At 72.2% G+C, this 18,708-nt stretch carries 12 protein-coding genes; 5 read left to right on the top strand and 7 right to left on the bottom strand.

From position 1 onward, the window contains the following. Positions 1 to 156 precede the first annotated feature (156 nt). Positions 157 to 399, top strand: a complete 243-nt coding sequence (locus ACFRAC_RS33835; protein ID WP_382938014.1) for a GNAT family N-acetyltransferase — start codon at positions 157 to 159, stop codon at positions 397 to 399. 33 nt (positions 400 to 432) lie between these two features. Here ACFRAC_RS33835 and ACFRAC_RS33830 read toward each other — a convergent pair whose 3' ends face one another. From ACFRAC_RS33830 to ACFRAC_RS33820, 3 genes are all read right to left on the bottom strand, one after another. Continuing rightward, positions 433 to 1,437 (bottom strand): helix-turn-helix domain-containing protein, encoded by a 1,005-nt coding sequence (locus tag ACFRAC_RS33830; RefSeq protein WP_361353580.1) that lies wholly within the window; start codon positions 1,435 to 1,437, stop codon positions 433 to 435. A 124-nt stretch (positions 1,438 to 1,561) separates the two neighbouring features. Next, entirely contained in the window at positions 1,562 to 5,347 is a 3,786-nt protein-coding gene (locus ACFRAC_RS33825; RefSeq protein ID WP_382938008.1) for a S8 family serine peptidase, read from the bottom strand. Positions 5,348 to 5,494: 147 nt separating this feature from the next. Beyond that, a complete protein-coding gene (locus ACFRAC_RS33820; RefSeq protein ID WP_382938005.1) occupies positions 5,495 to 6,826 on the bottom strand; it encodes an SGNH/GDSL hydrolase family protein in 1,332 nt (443 codons plus the stop codon). A 172-nt stretch (positions 6,827 to 6,998) separates the two neighbouring features. On the opposite strand from ACFRAC_RS33820, the gene ACFRAC_RS33815 reads away from it, so the two are divergent. The 3 genes from ACFRAC_RS33815 to ACFRAC_RS33805 all read left to right on the top strand — a co-directional run bounded on the left by ACFRAC_RS33815 (position 6,999) and on the right by ACFRAC_RS33805 (position 11,912). Continuing rightward, positions 6,999 to 7,532 carry a DinB family protein gene (locus ACFRAC_RS33815; RefSeq protein ID WP_382938002.1) on the top strand — a complete coding sequence of 178 codons (534 nt, stop codon included), beginning with the start codon at positions 6,999 to 7,001 and terminating at the stop codon, positions 7,530 to 7,532. A gap of 474 nt (positions 7,533 to 8,006) precedes the next feature. After that, entirely contained in the window at positions 8,007 to 10,274 is a 2,268-nt protein-coding gene (locus tag ACFRAC_RS33810) for a M4 family metallopeptidase (protein ID WP_382938000.1), read from the top strand. A 336-nt stretch (positions 10,275 to 10,610) separates the two neighbouring features. Continuing rightward, positions 10,611 to 11,912 carry a phosphatase PAP2 family protein gene (locus ACFRAC_RS33805; RefSeq protein WP_382938018.1) on the top strand — a complete coding sequence of 434 codons (1,302 nt, stop codon included), beginning with the start codon at positions 10,611 to 10,613 and terminating at the stop codon, positions 11,910 to 11,912. 169 nt (positions 11,913 to 12,081) lie between these two features. On the opposite strand, the gene infA is transcribed toward ACFRAC_RS33805, so the two are convergent. Continuing rightward, a complete protein-coding gene (infA, locus tag ACFRAC_RS33800) occupies positions 12,082 to 12,306 on the bottom strand; it encodes a translation initiation factor IF-1 (RefSeq protein ID WP_382937998.1) in 225 nt (74 codons plus the stop codon). Next, complete coding sequence (locus ACFRAC_RS33795; RefSeq protein ID WP_382937992.1) at positions 12,303 to 13,094, bottom strand: GNAT family N-acetyltransferase; 792 nt, start codon at positions 13,092 to 13,094, stop codon at positions 12,303 to 12,305. Before ACFRAC_RS33795 ends, infA begins: the two co-directional genes overlap by 4 nt. Before the next feature lie 330 nt (positions 13,095 to 13,424). On the opposite strand from ACFRAC_RS33795, the gene ACFRAC_RS33790 reads away from it, so the two are divergent. Then, positions 13,425 to 14,162, top strand: a complete 738-nt coding sequence (locus tag ACFRAC_RS33790; protein WP_382937989.1) for a hypothetical protein — start codon at positions 13,425 to 13,427, stop codon at positions 14,160 to 14,162. A gap of 15 nt (positions 14,163 to 14,177) precedes the next feature. Here ACFRAC_RS33790 and ACFRAC_RS33785 read toward each other — a convergent pair whose 3' ends face one another. Then, positions 14,178 to 15,605: a M1 family metallopeptidase gene (locus ACFRAC_RS33785; RefSeq protein ID WP_382937986.1), complete on the bottom strand. Its 1,428-nt coding sequence runs from the start codon at positions 15,603 to 15,605 to the stop codon at positions 14,178 to 14,180. A gap of 205 nt (positions 15,606 to 15,810) precedes the next feature. Continuing rightward, positions 15,811 to 18,594, bottom strand: a complete 2,784-nt coding sequence (locus ACFRAC_RS33780) for a glycosyl hydrolase (protein WP_382937981.1) — start codon at positions 18,592 to 18,594, stop codon at positions 15,811 to 15,813. Positions 18,595 to 18,708: the final 114 nt, after the last annotated feature.

Raw genomic sequence — 18,708 nt, 5'->3', positions numbered from 1 at the left:
ACTGGCGGTATCAGCCTGCGGAGCGCCGGTAGGACCAGGAGCAATCCCGGCACAGCGCGAAGAAACAGGAAGCCACGGAATCCCCACCGGAAACCGTGCCGCATAGCGGCACAGCAACCGGTCAGGAAGGCCAGAATCCTCGGGCTTCAACCCGAGGTGCAAGTCAACTGTTCCTGCCGCGGGTGGGGACGCGGGTACGCCGCCGAGGCGTGCGCGGCGGCGCTCGGCTGGATCGACGCTTATCTGCCCGGTGAGCCGGTGGTGCTCGCCACGCAGACCGCCAACGCCCGCTCCCTGCGCCTCGCGGCGAAACTCGGCTTCACCGAGGTGGAGGTGTTCCGGGCCTGGGGCGCCGAACAGTGGCTCGGCCAGAGGGTTCCGCCCACGCTCGCCGGGTGACCGCGCGTGCGCGGGGCGGCCGCGACGGCTCGGCTACAGCCAGCCCCGCCGTGCGGCCTGCCACGCGAGCTGCATCCGGGTCGCCGCGCCGGCGAGTTCCATCATGCGCTGGATGTGCCGCTGGACCGTGCGCCGGCTCAGGCCCAGCTGCGTGGCCACTGCCTTGTCGGCGACCCCGGCCACCAGCAGGGCGAGCAGACGCCGGTCCGTCGCGGACAGCGGGTCCGGGCCGCCGACACCGTCCGTCCCGGCGACCGACCCCGAGTCGTCGACGTCCAGCGGGACCGCGGCCTCCCAGTACCGCTCGAACAGGGCGACGAGGGCCGCGAGCAGATTGCTGTCCCGCACGAGGGCCGCGGTCGGTTCGTCCGGGTTCCCGCGCGGGCCGCCGGGGACGAGCGGACAGATCGCGACGGCCCGGTCGGCGACCGCCAGCCGCAGCGGCAGATGCGGCACCGCACGGGCGATCTCCCCGGCCCGTACGCCGGCAACAACGTTGTCAACGGCTCCCTCGTCGTCGAAGAACGCCTTCTCGTACAGCACCCGGTAGCGCACCCCGCGCCCCAGGGCCTCGAACTCGGAGTCGTTGCTGCCCGACGGCATGGCCACGTACTGGGCCTTGCAGAACCAGAGCATCTCGTCCTGCGCGCTGCCCTGCATCTGCCGCAGATGCTGGCGCAGGGCCTCGGCGCCGGTGATGACCTCGATCAGCTCGCTGGCGTCCCGCCGGCGCATCGTGTCGCGGTACACCTCCAGCAGGTTGGTGGCCTCGACGCGGGCCAGGTCGAGGGCGTCGGCATGCCGCTTCAGTCCCGGCATCAGCGCCACGTCCGGGGGAGTGGCCCGGAAGTGGCGGGGCAGCAGGTCGGTGTGGCTCACCAGGCCCTTGACGGTCAGCGCGTCGAGCACCGCGTCCGTCTCGGCCGGGCTCAGCCCGGTGCGCGCGGCGACGTCCGCCGCCGACGCCTGGCTGACCGTCACCAGAAACCGGTAGACGGCCTCCTCGGCCTCCGACACACCTGCGGGCTCCAGTGTCATGGTGTCCTCCCCGCGACTTCCGGCCAACCCGAACGGCGGACACCGTACTCCACGAACGTTACAGGCGGTGAGGGTGAGCGGGCGGTCCTCCCGCCCGCCCACCCCGCGCACCCGTGCGGAGCGCCTATCCCCGGTGCAGGTAGGCGCGCTCGACGGTCTGCCGGACCGAGGTCCCGGCCGCGTCACGCGCCGTCACTTTCAGTGTCACGAAGGCGTCTCCGTGTGTCCGGGCCGGCTTGGTGACGGTGGCCGAGAAGGCGTTGCGCCCCCGGTCCTTCACCCCGGCTCGGCTCCAGGTCCGGCCGTCGTCGTAGGAGACCTCGACCTGGACGCGCACGCCCCGCGGTGCGGCGAGTCCGTCCTGGGCGCGGACCGACACGCCGACGGTGTGGGTACGGCCCGGGCGGACGGCGTTGTCCGCGTCGACCGACACGTCGTAGTCGAGCTGGAGCAGCGGCAGCGTGGTCGCGTCCTTCGCCGTGCCCGAGCGGAACGACCAGGACGTCTCGGTGCCCGTCCCGTAGACCCACTCCGGTGAGGTGCGCGATGTGGTCAGGTCCAGCCGGTACCCGGCCGTGCCCGAGGGGACCTCGAAGTCCGCGAAACCGCCGTCGGCCCGGCCCACTTCGCGCCCGTCGCGGTAGAGCACGGCCTCCGCCGCGTCACCCTGGGCCGCTCTCGTGCCGATGCCGCCGCCGCCCGCGACCAGCCGTGACCGGTGACCGGCCTGCGAGTCGGTGAACTCCGGTATCCGCACGCTCAGTACGTCACCCTTGCGCACGGACGGAGTCGTGCCGCCCCGCGGGACGGACGGCCGCACCACGGACCCCTGCCAGGTGTCGCTCGTGTGCTCGCCCGCCCGGTACGTGCGCGGGGCGTCCGCCATGCCGGACGTCAGCGGCATGTCCACGTCGCGGGTCGTCTCATGGTGCACCAGGTGCTGCCACTCGGTGTCACCGGAGCTCACGTACTCGGTCCGGTCGAACCCGGTCGGCACATAGCGGGTGTACTGCAGCCAGGCGATGTCCTGGTACGGGCGGCGGGCGAAGCGCTGCTCGCTCGCCCAGGGAATGCCGCCGTTGTCGGCGTACCTGCTCCGCACGACGGCGCTGTTGCGCTCCGAGACCGTGTGCACGACCTTCTCCGGGATGCGCTGCGACGACACCTGCATGATGTCGTACAGGTACGGGCTGCGGGCGGTCCCCGTGAAGCGGACCACGGTGGTCCCCCGGCCGATCCGCCTCAGCAGGGCCGCTCCCGCCGTCGCGCCGATCCGGACGGTCGGCACGCCCCAGCGGTCGCCGTCCGGGTGCCACCGGGTCCACGCGATGTCGTCGAAGTGGACGAGCACGACGCCGCGCGCCCCGGCCGCGGCCGCCCGCTCGGTCAGGGCCTGCTCGTCGACGTTCTGTTCGTTGGTCAGGACCGCCAGCTTGCCGCGGACCCGGGAGAGGGCGGGCGCGGCGGCGTCCCCCGCGTCGACTGCGGTCACCTGGGCGCCCTTCTGGTCGAAGAGCGGCGAGGACGGCATGTAGTACGCGTCCGGCGCCGCGTCGTCGCCCTTGCCGCCGGACACCTTCATCCGCAGCAGCGGCGCGACGAACTGCCAGCGCGAGGCGAACTCGAACGTGCCGTCGGTGACGGCCTGTGTGGGACTCACGTACAGGCGCTTGCCGACGTCGAAGTACATCGTGCCCTCGATCAGACCGCGCCCGTCGATCTTCCGGTACGTCTGGTAGCTGAGGATGCCGCGCTGCTCGGCCGGCCGGGGCGTGCGGATGTCGACCAGGGTGGTCCTGCGCACGTCGAGCGTGGCGGTCATGTCCTTGGTGACCTTGACCTCGGGCAGGACCACGTGCCGCAGTTCCTGCCCGCCGGCGACGGTCTCGAGGGTGGAGTAGTCGAGCTGGTAGGTGCCCTCCTCGACCTCCGCGACGGCCGGGTCGGTGCCGGTGTAGCCGACGAAGCCGTCCGGGCCCCAGATGGTCGGCAGCGCCTCCACGCGGTGCCCGGACAGGTCCACGGTGCGGACGGTGAGCCGGTGCGTGGGGCCCTGCACGGTCAGGCCGACCGTGGTGTGCACGGTGACCTCGCCGTCCTCGGACGCCGCGGTCACATAGCCGTAGTAGTCGCCCTGCTGCACCCGGGCCGGGTCGACCGTCAGCGGCACCTCGGCGGTGGCGCCGGCGGGCACCGTGACCGTGGGGGAGCCGAGCCGCACCGCTCCCTCGCCGGGGGTGCGTCCCCCGGCCGTGGCCAGCCGGGCCGTGAGCGCCAGGGTGAGCGCGGCGCCCGAGGTGTTCGTGTACCGCAGCCGCGCCGTACGCGGCCCGCCGCCGCCCGTCTGCAGCGGGCCCAGCGTGATGCTGCCGGTCGCGGTGACCGGGCCGAGCGCGGCGGCGGCCACGTCGACGAGTCCGCCGCCCTGCTCGGTGACCTCCTGACCGGCCGCCGTACGGGCCGTGCTGACGAGCGCGTCCTTCAACTGGGCCGCGCTCCAGTCCGGGTGCCGCTGGGCGAGCAGTGCCGCGGCGCCCGCCACATGCGGGGTCGCCATCGACGTGCCGGAGGCCGCCACGTGCCGGGCGTCGACCGCCTCGCCCATGGTCGTCCCGGCGGCGCGCGCCGCCACGATGCCCACACCGGGCGCCGTCAGGTCGGGCTTGACGGCGTCGTCACCGGCCCGGGGACCACGGCTGGAGAAGGGCGCGAGGGCGCCGTCACGGTCGACCGCGCCGACCGTGAGCGCCGCGTCCGCGGCACCGGGGGAGCCGATGGTGCTCCTGCCCTGCTCGCCCGCGTTGCCGGCCGCGATGACGAACAAGGCGCCGGTGCGCTCGGTGAGTTCGTTCAGCGCCAGACTCATCGGGTCCGTGCCGTCGGTCGGGACGTCCGAACCGAGGCTCATGTTGACGACCTTGGCTCCGCTGCCCGCCGCCCACTCCATGCCGGCGATCACCTGGGACTCGGTCCCGAAGCCTTCGTCGCCGAGCACCTTGCCGACGATCAGGTCGGCCAGCGGTGCCACCCCCTTGCCGCCCTTGCCCCCGGCCGCCGCCGCGCCGCTGCCGCCGACGATCGAGGCGACGTGCGTACCGTGGCCGAAGACGTCCCCGGTCCCGGAGCTGTCGGAGAAGTCCCGGGCCTCGGAGATCCGTCCGGCCAGGTCCGGATGGGTCTGGTCCACGCCGGTGTCCAGCACCGCCACCTTGACCGACTGGCCCTGCTGACCGGCCTTCCACACCTCGGGCGCCCCGATCTGCGGCACACTGCGGTCGAGGGTGGTCCGCACCCGGCCGTCCAGCCACACGCGGGGGGTGGCCGCCGTCCGTGCGGCGTTCAACTTGTCGGCGTCGGGCGCCAGTTGCTTCCAGAACCTGCCGAGGTCGTCGTCCGCGACCCGTACGGCCCGGGCGCCGATGCTGTCCAGGCGGCGGACCTCGGAGCCGTCCTCGGCGAGGCCCGTCAGACGCTTCACGGCGGAGGCCGCCGCACCGTCGGCGCCGGAGACGATGAGGGGCAGCGCGTCGGCGTGCTTCTCGTCGTAGCCCTGCGCGAGGAGCGCGCCCACGTCGAACAGGTTCCGGTCCAGCCGCCCGGCCGCGACGAGGGTACCGGCGTCGGACGGCAGGACGGTCAGACGCCCGTTCTCCTCGTACGTCCGGAAGACGACCTGCCGCCGTCCTGGTCCGGGCGTCACCGAGGCGGTGCGCCGGCCTTCGCCGTCGGCGCTCACGGTCACCCGGTCGCCGGTGACGAGGCGAACGGTGCCGAGGCGGTGCGACGGTGCCTTGTGGGCCGGTTGTCGGGTGGGGGACGCCGTGTCGGAGGGGGCGGCGGCCGGCGCCACCGCGCCGGAGACCAGGACGAGTCCTGTCGCTGTCGCCGCCACCAGGCGGATCCGTCTCATGTGTGCTGTGCCTTCCGTCCAGCGCGTGGGGATGTGCGCGCGCTGGACAGAATCCGGCGGTGGTGATCACCGTGTCACTCGTTTTCGCTGGCACAGGTGGGACATGTCGCAACCGCGACACCGGGGCGACCGCCCGGGCGGGCTGGTTCAGCGGGACGCCGACGCCGCCAGCATGGGGAGCGACACGATGTCGGCGAGGGCCTTCTGACCGGCGATGTTGGCGTGCACGCCGTCCCCGGTGTCGTACGGCGGGTTGATGCCGTTCGGCTTCACCGGGTCTCTGAGCACCTGGTCGAAGGGCAGCACGCCGTCACAGGTGCCGGCGCAGGTGTTCCACGTCGAGACGAACGTGCCGACGGTGTGCCGGTCCCGGTTGTTCTGGTCCGTGTAGCCGGGGCGCGGGGTGATGGGCGTGACGTACACCTTGATGCCCGCGGCCCGCAGCCGCCGGAAGACGTCCCGGTAGCTGTCCAGGATCTGGTCGGCCTCGCACCCGGCCGCGAGGTCGTTGGTGCCGTAGTAGTAGAGGACGCCGGTGACCCCGTGCAGGGCGAGGACGTCGCGTTCCAGACGGGCCGCCGCGTCCAGGCCGCGCAGCGACGGATCCGTCCGGGGGCAGGTGGCGGCGCTGGTGGTGCCGCCGATGCCGGCGTTGGCGACAGTGAACCGCCGGTCCGCGGGCAGTTCTTCGGTGATGCGCCGGGCGACCCCGTCCGTCCACCGGAGGTTCTCGCCGGGACGTTGGCAGCCCGGTCCGCAGTCGGTCGACCCGGTGCCGTCGACCACCGAACTGCCGTAGGCGACGAGCGTGCCGCGCAGCCGCGGGTTGTGCACGTCGACGGCGCTGACCAGGTAGGTGGCGCCGGTCGTCCGCGTGTACGCGGCGCCCGAGGCGTCGGCGGTGTGGTCGCCGGAGCCGGGCGGGGTCAGGTAGTTGGTGCGGAAGGCGCTGTTGTGGATGCCGGCGGCCACGGTGCCGGACACGGAGACGGACACCGCGATGTCGTCCTGGGCGGCCGTGCCGAGCCGGGCCGGATCGCTCCACACCTCGCCGCCGGCCGGTACGACGACCGTGCGGCGGCCGGCGAAGGTGACCGGGACCGGGGCGCCGTCCGCCGCCGCGCCCTCACCGTCGCTGTGGGCGACGGTCGCCGCCGTCACCGTCAGCGGCGTCCGGCCGAAGGTGTTCTGCAGACGGACCCGCAGCGCGTCGCCGCCCTGGCTGAGATGGCTGATCATGCGCACCGACTGGTCGCTCAACTGCTCCGAGGCGAGCCCCTGTTGAGAGCCGGCCCATGAGGTGAACCAGCCTTTCGCGGCCGACGGTCGCTGCGCCCCGGCGGCGGAGGGGGCGGGGGCGGCCACGACCGACGTCGTCAGGGCGAACGCGAGGGCCGCGGCGAGGCGGCCCGCCCGGAGACGCCCGGGACGCCTGAGACGCCGGGTACGGTCGGGGACGCGGGGGAGAAGAGGGCTCATCGGTTCCTGTCCTTCCCGTGGGACGGGTGTCACGAGCGGCAAGAGTCTTTCCGTGCCCCGGCGCGGGCAACCCCGATCGACGACGGGTACAGCCGTCGCGCCGGCCCCTGCTGTGTGTTCGTCGCGGGCGAAGTCGCCTGCGCCGGGGCTGTGTTGCTGCCACGGTGGGGCGATGACGACGACCACGACACCGGACGGACGGCCCGTTCCGCCCCCGCACGCCGACGAGCGCGCCATGCTAGAGGCGTGGCTGGACTTCCACCGCGCCACCCTCGCCCTGAAGTGCGCGGGCCTCGACGACGCCCGGCTGCGGCAGGCGGCCGTGCCCCCCTCCTCGATGACGCTGCTCGGCCTCGTGCAGCACATGGCCGAAGTGGAACGCAATTGGTTCCAGCGGGTCTTCGCGTCCCTGGACGTCCCGCCCGTCTTCGGGGACGGCAACGTCGACGGCTTCGCGCTCGACCCGGACCGCGGGCCGGAGGAGGCGACGGCCGCCTGGCGGGCACAGATCGCCCGGGGCCGTGAGCTGACCGCCGACGCGTCGCTCGAGGACTCCGGTCGCCTGTCCGGGCAGGATGCCGGGCACGTCGGTGACGCGAGCGTCTCCCTGCGCTGGATCCTGGTGCACCTGATCGAGGAGTACGCCCGTCACAACGGCCACGCCGACATGATCCGCGAACGGATCGACGGAGTCACCGGCACCTAGGGTCTTTCGTTTGGATCAGCCTGGCTGTGGCCGACGGGACATGGTGACGTGCCCGAGCGGGGGCTGGTGCGTGCGGCTGCAAGGCGGAGGAGGGAGTCGGCGAGTGACGACAACGCCGCAGATGCGCGTGCCAGGGGCCCCGCGACGGCGGGATGATCCAAACGAAAGGCCCAAGCCGCGCCCGCCGCGGCGCGCCGCCCCCGAGGCCGAAATCCCGCTCTCACCACGCCTATTTGCCCGACTTGCATGGTCAATTCAAGCCGTCACCTTGGCGGTCTCATGACAAAGGCAAGGGTCCGGTGTCACCCTTCTGCTCGAGTTCACCGTTCGTCCACGTGATCACCACGCGGCGGGCGTTCCCACCCCCCACCTCCTTCCACCCGCATGCCGTGCAGCGCTAAGGACCGGCCCACCCCGCCGGTCCCTCTCGTCCACGGTCCCCACACGGGCCGACCGTCGTCCGAAGGAGTCACCTTGTCCCTGCGACACCGCGCCCTCGTCCGGCGCAGACGCGCAACCGGCATAGCCCTCACCGCGGTCGGGGCCCTGCTGGCCCTGGCCGCCCCCGGCCTGGCCGCCGCAGCACCGGCCGACCCGGGTCCCGCGAAGATCACCGCCACACCCCGGGCGGGCGCCGCCCCGGCCACCCTGACCCCCGCCCGCCGCACGGCCCTCATCAAGAGCGCCCAGGCCGCGGCGGCCGGCACGGCACAGCGGATCGGCCTCGGCGGCAAGGAGAAGCTCCTCGTCAAGGACGTCGTCAAAGACGCCGACGGCACCACGCACACCCGCTACGAACGCACCTACGCCGGACTCCCCGTCCTCGGCGGCGACCTCGTCGTCCACGACAGGAGCGGTCGTACGACCGTCACCAGGGCCGGCGAGGCCGCGCTCGCGCTGCCCTCGCTCACCCCGAAGATCACGTCCTCCGGTGCGGCGGCCAAGGCCCTCGGCGCCTCCAAGAAGGCCGACGTCAAGAGCCCCGCGACCGAGCGGGCACCCCGCCTCGTCGTCTGGGCCGGCAGCGGCAAGCCCGTGCTCGCCTGGGACACCGTCGTCGAGGGCGTCCAGGAGGACGGCACCCCCAGCGAGCTCCAGGTCGTCACCGACGCCGCCACCGGCAAGCAGCTCCTGGCCGCCGAGAAGGTGCACACCGGCTCCGGCACCGGCCAGTTCGTCGGCGAGGTCGAGATCGGCACCACCCGGTCCGGATCGACGTACCAGCTCATCGACCCGGACCGCGCCGACCAGAAGACCTACGACCTCAACCAGGGCACCTCGGGCACCGGCACCCTCTTCATGGACGACAACGATGTCTGGGGCAACGGACAGCCCTCCGACCGCCAGACCGCGGGTGTGGACGTGGCCTTCGGAGCCGCGGCGACCTGGGACTACTACAAGGAGACCTACGGCCGCAACGGCATCCGCAACGACGGCGTCGCCGCCTACAGCCGCGCCCACTACGGCAACAACTACGTCAACGCCTTCTGGCAGGACTCCTGCTTCTGCATGACGTACGGCGACGGCTCGGGCAACAACCACCCGCTGACCGCGCTCGACGTGGCCGCCCACGAGATGAGCCACGGCGTCACGGCCGCCACCGCCGGCCTGGTGTACTCCGGCGAGTCCGGCGGTCTCAACGAGGCCACCTCCGACATCTTCGCCGCGGCCGTCGAGTTCCACGAGAACCTCCCCGCCGACCCCGGGGACTACTTCGTCGGCGAGAAGATCGACATCAACGGTGACGGCACCCCGCTGCGCTACATGGACAAGCCCTCCAAGGACGGCGCCTCGAAGGACAACTGGAGCTCCACGCTCGGCGGCATCGACGTCCACTACTCCTCCGGCCCCGCCAACCACTTCTTCTACCTGCTGTCCGAGGGCAGCGGCCCGAAGACCGTCAACGGCGTCTCCTACGACAGCCCGACCTACGACGGGCAGCCCGTCACCGGCATCGGCATCCAGAACGCCGCGGCCATCTGGTACCGAGCGCTCACGACGTACATGACCTCGACGACCAACTACGCCGGAGCCCGCACCGCCACCCTGTCCGCCGCCGCGGACCTGTTCGGCGCCTACAGTCCCACCTACCTCGCCGTCGCCGACGCCTGGGCCGGCATCAACGTCGGCAACCGCATCGCGCTCGGCGTGAACCTCGCCCCGGTCGCCGACCAGATCAGCGGCGTCAACCAGGAGGTCAGCCTCCAGCTGGACGCCTACACCACCAACTCCGGGGCGAGCCTCGCCTACACGGCCGAGGGCCTGCCCGAGGGCCTGAGTATCAGCCCGACCGGACTGATCAGCGGCACCCCGGCCGCGCTCGGCACCAGTGACGTCACCGTCACGGTCACCGACAGCACGGGCGCGACCGCCTCGGACACCTTCACCTGGCAGATCGCCTACGTCTACGCGAACAGCACCCGTGTGGACATCCCGGACAACGGGGCGGCCGTCCAGTCCCCGGTGACCATCACCGGCCGCGAGGGCAACGCCTCCGCGACCACCTCGGTCTACGTCAACATCGTCCACACCTACCGCGGTGACCTGGTCGTCGACCTCGTCGGCCCCGACGGCACCGTCTACCCGCTGCTCAACCGCAGCGGCGGCTCCGCCGACAACGTCGACCAGACCTTCACCGTCGACGCCTCGGCGCAGCCGCTCAACGGCACCTGGTCGCTGCGTGTGCAGGACCGGGCGTCCATCGACGTCGGCTACATCGCCCGCTGGACCCTGACCCCCTGACCCCGTGCCCCCCTGACCTGTGAGGCCGTGACCCGCAGGCCCAGGTCACCGCGCGCCGCCGTCCGTGCCCCTCGGGGCCTGGGCGGCGGCGCCGTCACGAGGCGCGGCCGATGCCCGGTGCGCTGCCGGTGACCAGCGGAAAACCCCGTCCGGCGCCCGGATACCATGTGCGCACCGACGACGGTCCCACCCAGGAGGGGCACGCCGGTCGACGCGAAAGGTGGCTTGGTTGCCCATGACACTCCGGGCACAAAGGTGAGGTCCATATCGCCGCCGATCTCCCCGAGCGGGACGGACACAGCCGAACGTCCCGCCCTGTGGCGCCGGCCACGGGCGATGTTCTGGACCGCGGCCGGGCTGGCGGTCCTGGGCTTCCTGCTCGCGCTGGAGATCGCCGCGCGTCGCATCGGCGTCGAGGGACCGATGACCAGTCAGGTCAAGGACCTCGTGTACGCCCCCAAACCGGGACCGCTCTACGCCGGTCTGGCCCTGCTGATGGTGGTCCTCACCTGGCGGGAGCGCCTCCTCGCGGCGGGCGTCGCGATCGGCATCGACGTCGTCTTCGCCCTGGTGCGCCAGGCGTTCGGCGTCGAGGCCCCCAGCGAGTACTTCCTCGGCAGCGGAGCGCTCTGGGTGATCCTGGCGTTCGCGGTCATCGCCGTCACCCGCCGCGCCGGCGCCGAACGCACTCTCCTGCTCAAGGGCGTCGGACTGGCCTTCCTGCTCATCGCGGGCCGCAAGACCGGTGACACCTGGCTGATCATCACCGCCAAGACCCGCACGATGGTGCTCGATCCCTATCTGGCCACCGCCGACCGCGCCCTCGGCGACCCGTCGTGGCTGGCCGGGCGGATGCTCGACGCCACCGGCCCGATCGGCGACAACATCGTCCAGCTCGTCTACGCCCAGCTCGCCGTGGCCGCCGTCGTCGTCGCCCTGTACCAGCTGCGCAACGTGGCCGCCGAACGCCGCTTCCCGCGCCACCACCTGGTGCGCACCTTCCTGGTCATCGGCCTGCTCGGCCCGGCCTTCTACATGATCTTCCCGGTGGTCGGTCCCGTCTTCGCCTACGGCCCCGGCGCGTCCGGAACCGGCGGCGCGGAGTGGGCACTGGTCAACCTGTGGCCCCACACCCCGCCGCCCTTCAGCACCCCGCACCCGATCCCGTACGACGGCATCACCCCCCGCAACTGCATGCCGAGCCTGCACACGGCGTGGAGCGTCGCGATCTTCGTCCACACCCGCAGGGCCCCGCGCCTGCTGCGCTACGCCGGCACGTTCTGGCTGGTCGCCACCCTCACCGCGACCCTGGGCTTCGGCTACCACTACGGCGTGGACCTGCTCGCCGGCGTGGTGTTCGCGCTGACGATCGAGGCGGCGCTGCGCGCACAGGAACGAGGCTGGGACAGACCGGCGGTCGCGCTCGTCTCCTACGGCACGGCCGTCTTCGCCGGGCTCCTGCTGAGCTACCGGTTCCTGCCGGTGGAGATGGCCCTGCACCCGCGTGTCTGGGGACCGCTGCTGGTCCTGGCGATGGTCTCGGTCGTCTACGTCTACATCCGCACGACCAGGCTCTGGGACGCCGGGACGGAGGCGGTCCCGGCCCGGCAGCCGAGCCCGCACCCCGAACCGGCCTGACGCCCCGCACCGCAGGTGGGGCCCGGTCCCGGTCGGTCCGGGACCGGGTCCCACGTCCGTCACCGGCCGGGCGCCCTAGGGTCTCTCGTTTGGATCAGCCCGGCTGCGGCCGAGGGGACATGGTGACGTGCCAGACCCCGCGACGCCGGGATGATCCAGACGAAAGGCCCTAGTTCCGGTACCGGAACACGATCCGCCCCCGTGCCAGGTCGTACGGCGGAAGCTCCACCAGGACCCGGTCGCCCAGCATGATCCGGATGTAGTGCTTGCGGATCTTCCCGCTGATGTGCGCGAGCACCTGGTGCCCGTTCTCCAGCTCCACGGTGAACATGGCGCTGCGCAGACACTCGACGACCGTGCCCTCGACCTCGATGACGTTCCTGCTCCCCGTCATCGGACCAGCTCCAGCGCGCTGCCCACCGGCCGCGCCCCGACGCCTCGGAACAGCGCCGACGCCGCCGCGTTCGAGGCGTCGACCTCCGTCCACGCCTCGGCGGTCCCGGAACGCCGGAGCGCGTCCAGCGCGTGGGCGAGCAGGGCCCGGCCGACGCCGCGACGCCGCTCACCGGCCCGCACGGCGAGCAGCTCGATCCGCGGCCGCTTCACCCGCGCCACCCGGATCAGCCCCAGGCAGCGGTCGGACGTCGTGGCCACCGCGTACAGCGACGGGTCGACGATGGTGTCCCGCTCGGCACGGGCCACCACCTCCGTGGGCATCGACTGCCGGCCCACGGTCGTCCCGACCTCGGTTCGGATGACGCGGTCCACCTCCCGCAGCAGCCCCTCGTCCGCCTGTCCGGCGGGCACGATGGCCACGCCCGGCGGCGGTACGACCGCACCCAGCCCCGTGACCTCCGGATCGGTGGGCACGGCGTACTCCACCTCCCGGCGCACGACCGTGAAACCGGCCCGCCGCCAGCAGGCGGTCAGCTCGGTGTCGGCCTCGTCGACCATGGTGTGCAGCGGCGCCGGAAGCGCCTCGGTCATCGCCTCGGCGAGCCGCGCGAAGGCGGTGTCGTGCCAGGCGTCGACACTGACGAACAGGCGCCCGTCCGGCCGGTGCCGCAGATGGCCCCGGCCGACCACGAGGTCGTCCTCCAGCGCGTGCCACTGCCCGTACGCGACGCGTGTGACCAGCGTGGCGTGTTCGGCCGGACCTGTTGCGCAAGTCCTTGAATCCATCGGAGTCCCCTTTCAGGAGAGCCTCGATCTCAGGCGCTCCTGGCGACACCGAAGGTCAGCCGCCGGACCGTGACGGAATGAGGGAGCACCCATGGGTGACTGTGTTCACGGGGCTCACCTCCTACGACGGCTCGACGGTCCACCGCGAACGTAGCAGCGGCGCGGCGACCGCCTCCACTCCTTAATTCGGGCGACGGGTCCGCGGTAGGCTCCCGGCGTGCGTTGATCTTCCGGGCGGCGGCCCCGTGCAGCCGCGGACGGTACGGGGCGCCCTCGATCGGGAGGGCCGCCCCGGCAGGCCATCCGTCGTCACCTCGTGGAGATCCCACCATGACCGCTCAGCGGCCCCTCACGTACGACGCGTTCGTCGCCCTCGCCGTCGCCGACCCCGCCGTGGCCGGCCTCGTCCTCAAGGGGTCCCGGGCCCACGAGGGCATGGCCACCCGGCACTCCGACCACGACCTCTACGTGGTCCTCGCCGACGGCTGCACCAGCGGCCTCACCCGGTTCGCGGGGCACCGCTCCGCCGAGCTGGACCTCGTCATCGTCACCGTGCCGGAGTTCCGGGCGGCGGGGATGCCCGGCTTCGAACGCTACGCCCTCGCCCGCGCCCGGGTGGTGCTCGACCGGCTCGGCGGGGGGATCGCCCGGATCCTCGCCGAGAAGGCGCGCCTCACCGCCGGGGAGGCGGCACGGGACGCCGCGACCTGGCTCGACGCCTACGCCAACTCGCTCTACCGGTCGCTCAAGAACCACCGGGACGGCCAGGCCCTCGCCGCGCGCCTCGACGCGGCCGATAGCGTCCGCCACCTGCTCGAACTGCTCTTCGTTCTCGACCGGCGTCCTCGCCCCTACAACAAGTACCTGGTGTGGGAGCTGGACCGGCACCCGCTTCCGGGCTGGGACACCGGCGCCCTGCTCCACGCCGTCGACCGCGTCACGGCGACAGGTGACGTGACGGTGCAGCGCCACCTGTTCGTTCGTGTCGAGGCGGCCGTGCGGCGGGCCGGACACGGCGGGGTCCTGGACGCCTGGGGCGAGGACCTGGATCTCATGCGGCCGCGATAGACCCCGCCTGCCCGCTCACGCGCGCCGCGGCTTGCCCTGGGTGAACAGCCAGGTCTGGAACAGGCCGTCCAGCGGCTTCCCCGACGTGGCCTCGGCGAGCTTCACGAACTGGGCGGTGGTGCCGTGCCCGTTGCGGTGCCCGGTCGCCCAGGCGCGCAGGATGCGCAGGAACGTCTTGTCGCCGACGGCGCGCCGCAGTTCGTGCAGGGCCATCGCGCCGCGCGCGTACACGGGGGTCCCGAAGATGTTCTCGCCGCTGCCCGGGTCGGCGGGCGGGTACGCCCAGAGTTCGTCGCCCGCGGGACGGGCGTACAGGGCGTCGAAGGTCTTCTGGGCGCTGTCGCCGCCATGCTGCTCGGCGTACAGCCACTCGGCGTAGGTGGCGAAGCCCTCGTTGAGCCAGATGTCCTTCCAGGTGGTCAGGGACACCGAGTCGCCGAACCACTGGTGGGCGTTCTCGTGCACCAGCGTGGCGAGGTCGGGCGCGGAGTCGTACACCGGCCGGGTCTGGGTCTCCAGCGCGTAGCCGACGTCCGGGGCGTGGTCGACGATCGAGCCAGCCGCGTGGAACGGGTACGGCCCGAACAGCTTGCTCTCCCAGGAGAGCACCTCGGGCAGCTTCTTCAGCACCGGAGCCGCCGCCTGGGCCTCCCGCGGGTCGACGGCGTTGTAGACCTTGACGCCGTCGCGGGTGGTGTACTGCTCGACCTTGAATGTGCCGACGGTGACGGTGGTCAGGTAGGCCGCCATGGGCTGGGCCGCGTGCCAGCGGAACGTGGTGCGGCCGTGCGCGGTGCGCTGTCCGAGCAGCACGCCGTTCGCCACCGCCGTACGTCCCTCGGGCACGGTGACCGTGAAGTCGTATGTCGACTTGTCGGTGGGGTGGTTGTTCGCCGGGAACCATGTCATCGCGCCCTGCGGCTCGCCCGCCACGAAGGCGCCGTCGTCGGTGGGGATCCAGCCGTCGGGGGAGCCGTCCGGGTCGGTGACCGGCTTCGGGGTGCCGTGGTAGTCGACGGTGACGCGGAACGCCCGGCCCGCGGGCAGCGCGTGGCGCGGGGTGACGACGAGCTCCTGCCCGGAGCGGCGGAAGTCGGCCGGCGCCCGGTCGACGGTGACCGAGGTGACCTTCAGGCCCTTCAGGTCGAGGTCGAAGCGGGTGAGGCGCTGGGTGGCGCGGGCGATGAGGACGGCCCGGCCCTCCAGGCGCCGGCTGCCGGTGTCGTAGCGCAGCGTCAGGTCGTAGTGGCCCACGTGGTAGCCGCCGTTGCCGGCCAGCGGGAAGTACGGGTCACCGACGCCCGCCGAACCGGTGCCGTGGGCCACCGCCGGCCCCGCGCCGGCGAGGAGCGCCGTCGCGGTCACGGGGACGGCGGCGAGGAGCGCCTTGCGGCGGAGCAGGGCGGGTATGCGCCGGGCGGGCTGTCTGCTCGGTGACGTCACGGAAACTCCTGAGGGGGGTGACTGAAGATCGGCTGGCCGCCAGACTAGAGGCGACGCGCGCCTGGTTTTCCCATGCTCAGGTCAATTCCCGCGGGGCGCCGCCCGGAGTGGGCCGCACAGCAGTCACCCTCGTCCTTGCGGGTGGCACACGTCCGCGCGGCGGACGAGGGATGGGGGCCCACGTCCGCCGCGCGGCGTCCTCGGGTCAGCTGAAGGGGATCACCACCACCGACTTGTCGGTGCCGGTCTGCAGCTTCGAGGAGGCGTTGCCGATGGCGCTCCACACCTCCAGGCGCACGGTGCCGCCCTTGAGGTTGCCCAGGGTGCCGGTGGCGGACTTCAGACCGCGGGCCTGGGTGTACTCCTCCCACCCGGTGACCGGGTCGGTGGCGAAGTACTGGTACGTCTCGGTCCGGTCGAAGGTGCCGTCACCGGTCAGGTCGTAGCTGATCCGGGCCTGCTGGCCGAGGCCGACCGCGGTGCCGGCGTCGACCTGGAGCCGGAAGGTGGTGGCGGCGCTCGAGGTGAGCGTGCCGTTCACTCCCCGCGCCTCGTAGACGAGAGGCTGGTACGGCGTGCCGTCGTGGTTGGTGCCGCCCGCCGACGCGATCGTGTCGCTGCCCGCCGTACCGCCGGTCGCGGTCGTGAGGACGCCACCGCCGCGCAGCTGGAAGGTGTTGCCCGTCGGAGGGTCCGGGTCGGGATCGGGGTCGGGGTCCGGCGATCCGGACCCCGTGCCGCTGGCCGTGGAACGGGCCGGCACCGACAGGGTCTTGCCGTCCGAGAAGGTGACGGTCCGGGCCGAGGAGCCGTGGTTGTGGGCCACGTAGGTGCGGGTCGAGCCCTTGGTGAAGACGGCGGAGGTGGGGATGTCACCGGTGACGGAGGCGTCCGGGGCGCCGAGCCGTTCGAGGGTGCTGATCCAGTGGTACGTGTGCGCCTTCGACTCGCCTTCCTCCGGGGTGTAACCGGCGTTCCCCGCGTCCCACTTGGACTTGGCCGAGGCCGGGTCGGCGAAGGACTGGAACTCCCAGAGGATGTCGCGCCATTCGACGGCCGGGCCGCCGTTCTCCCGTTCCATCTCCGCGATGTTGCGCCGGATCGCGGCCTTCTCCCCGCCGAGGTGGAGGGAACCACCGGTGACGGGAAGGACGTTGATGCCGTGGATCTCCTCGGGGTTGGCCGTCCACCAGGTGGCGTAGGCGGCGCCGCTGCCCCACACCATGCCGGCGGTGTCGTGGCCGAAGGATGACGGGAAGACCTGCTCGTCGGCGTCGAACCAGTACTGCGCGATCGCCTCCGACTCGGTGGTCAGCAGGAAGGTGCCGAGGTCGCGCAGCGAGGTGTCACCGGTGGCCGAGCCCCACAGGACGAGGGCCGCGCTGAGGTTGGTGGACTCGGAGGAGGACTCCTGGTTGTTGCCGGCGGCGAAGCCCTGGTGACCGGAGGCCCAGCTGTGCCCGGCGTAGACGTCGAATCCGCGCAGGAACGGGAACGCGGTGTCGGTGCGGCTCGGGTTGGCGGTGTCCCGGACGAGCGTCTTGACCATGCCGCCCCACGCGGAGTCGGCGGCCCAGGCCGGGTCGTACTGGGCGACGATCGCCGCCGCGTAGACGTAGTAGCCGTAGTGGAAGTGGTGGTCGTTCAGCTCGGTGTCGCTGCCGTAGGAGGCGGGGTAACCGGTGAGGGTCTTCCAGTCCTTGTCGTAGCTGAACTCGTTGGCGCCGCCCGCCGTGAACCAGTCCTGCAGCTTGCCCTTCATCAGGTTCAGCATCCGGTCGCGGATACCGGTCTCACCGATCTGATCGGCGACGGGCACCAGTTGGGCGAGGCGGCCGAGCGCCTTGCCGGTCCAGTACGTGTCGGACGCGCCGGAGAACGGGTCGGAGGCGTTCACGACGTCGTTGAGGTAGCCGCGCAGCCGGGCGGCGTCCACCCCGTCCGACTTGGGCAGGGCGGGAAGCACCGCCGACGCCTTCTGGCTCGTGGTGAACGAGGCTCCCTCGCGGACCTTCATGGTGCCGCGAGGCGAGACGTAGGTGTACGAGGTCAGCGCGTCCGAGGTGTTGAGCCACTGGTGGCGGTAGAGGGCCTGGAGCGTGCCGCGCTCGCTGCCCTCCTTCGCCTCCGTGGTGAGGGTGTACGTGGCCCGCACGGTGCCGCCGCTGTAGCTCCAGGTCGCCTTGGAGTCGGTGACGAAGCTGAAGGCGTACTTCGTGAAGGTCGACAGGGCGCTGGTGGACGGCAGCACGGCGACGGAGAAGTAGTCCTTGCCGCCGAGACCCGCGGTGACGGTGGAGCCGGAGATGTTCCAGTCGCTGCCGCTCGGTGCGAAAAGGGCGTAGTGGTGGCCGGCGACGGTGATGCCGAGGACGTTGCCCTGGTCGGCGAAGACGGTGGGCGCACCGGCCGTGGTGATCTGGGCGTTGCCGCCCGTGCCCTTGGCGTATACGAACGGGGAGCCGTGGCCGATGGTGGTCCGCAGGGTGCGGGTGCCGTCGGACCACAGCGGGGTGACCGTCCAGTCGGACCAGTCGTCGGCCTTGGTGTCGGGGGAGTTGAGGCCGGTCAGTCCGATGGTGAGGTCACGCTTGTGCGCGAACTCGTACTGGCGTCCGTCGCCGACGATCGCCGGGGAGGTCGGGTAGCCGACGTCGAGGCCGCCGGCCGTGGCCTGGTAGGTGAGCGGGTGGCCGTACATGGGGGTCGACCACGGGTTGTCGCCGTACCGCTGGAAGGCCAGGGAGGACCACCAGTCGTTGGTGGGGACGGGCCGGTTCCGGGCGGCGGCCGTCACCTTGGGGGTGACGGGTGTTCCTGTGTTGGTGGTGGGGCCCGATGCGCCGGGGGGCCGGGTGTCGGAGTAACTGCCGGAGCCTACGGGCACGGTGGCCGCGGCCGCCGGAGTGGCGGCCGGACCGAGCCCGAAGGCGGCCAGGGCTGAGGCCAGCAGCAGGACTGCCGCCGGTCTGGTGCGTGGGGATGGCATGGGGGCACCTCAAGTCTTCACAGGAGGGGAGTCCGAGAGTTTGAGAGCGCTCTCAGATGGCCGGAACGTAAATGCTGCGTAATGAGCGTGTCAATGCGTTGAACGCAGCCGGGG

Source organism: Streptomyces sp. NPDC056628 (assembly GCF_042792555.1).
GTDB lineage: Bacteria > Actinomycetota > Actinomycetes > Streptomycetales > Streptomycetaceae > Streptomyces.
Note: the sequence above shows the minus strand (reverse complement) of the source record. Positions and strands in the feature narration are given on the sequence as shown.

What these genes read in the sequence shown, in the direction of transcription:
- ACFRAC_RS33830 (WP_361353580.1), bottom strand. Translation starts at nt 1,437, where the DNA reads ATGACACTGGAGCCCGCAGGTGTGTCGGAGGCCGAGGAGGCCGTCTAC.
- ACFRAC_RS33825 (WP_382938008.1), bottom strand. Translation starts at nt 5,347, where the DNA reads ATGAGACGGATCCGCCTGGTGGCGGCGACAGCGACAGGACTCGTCCTG.
- ACFRAC_RS33820 (WP_382938005.1), bottom strand. Translation starts at nt 6,826, where the DNA reads ATGAGCCCTCTTCTCCCCCGCGTCCCCGACCGTACCCGGCGTCTCAGG.
- ACFRAC_RS33815 (WP_382938002.1), top strand. Translation starts at nt 6,999, where the DNA reads ATGACGACGACCACGACACCGGACGGACGGCCCGTTCCGCCCCCGCAC.
- ACFRAC_RS33805 (WP_382938018.1), top strand. Translation starts at nt 10,611, where the DNA reads ATGTTCTGGACCGCGGCCGGGCTGGCGGTCCTGGGCTTCCTGCTCGCG.
- infA (WP_382937998.1), bottom strand. Translation starts at nt 12,306, where the DNA reads ATGACGGGGAGCAGGAACGTCATCGAGGTCGAGGGCACGGTCGTCGAG.
- ACFRAC_RS33795 (WP_382937992.1), bottom strand. Translation starts at nt 13,094, where the DNA reads ATGGATTCAAGGACTTGCGCAACAGGTCCGGCCGAACACGCCACGCTG.
- ACFRAC_RS33790 (WP_382937989.1), top strand. Translation starts at nt 13,425, where the DNA reads ATGACCGCTCAGCGGCCCCTCACGTACGACGCGTTCGTCGCCCTCGCC.
- ACFRAC_RS33780 (WP_382937981.1), bottom strand. Translation starts at nt 18,594, where the DNA reads ATGCCATCCCCACGCACCAGACCGGCGGCAGTCCTGCTGCTGGCCTCA.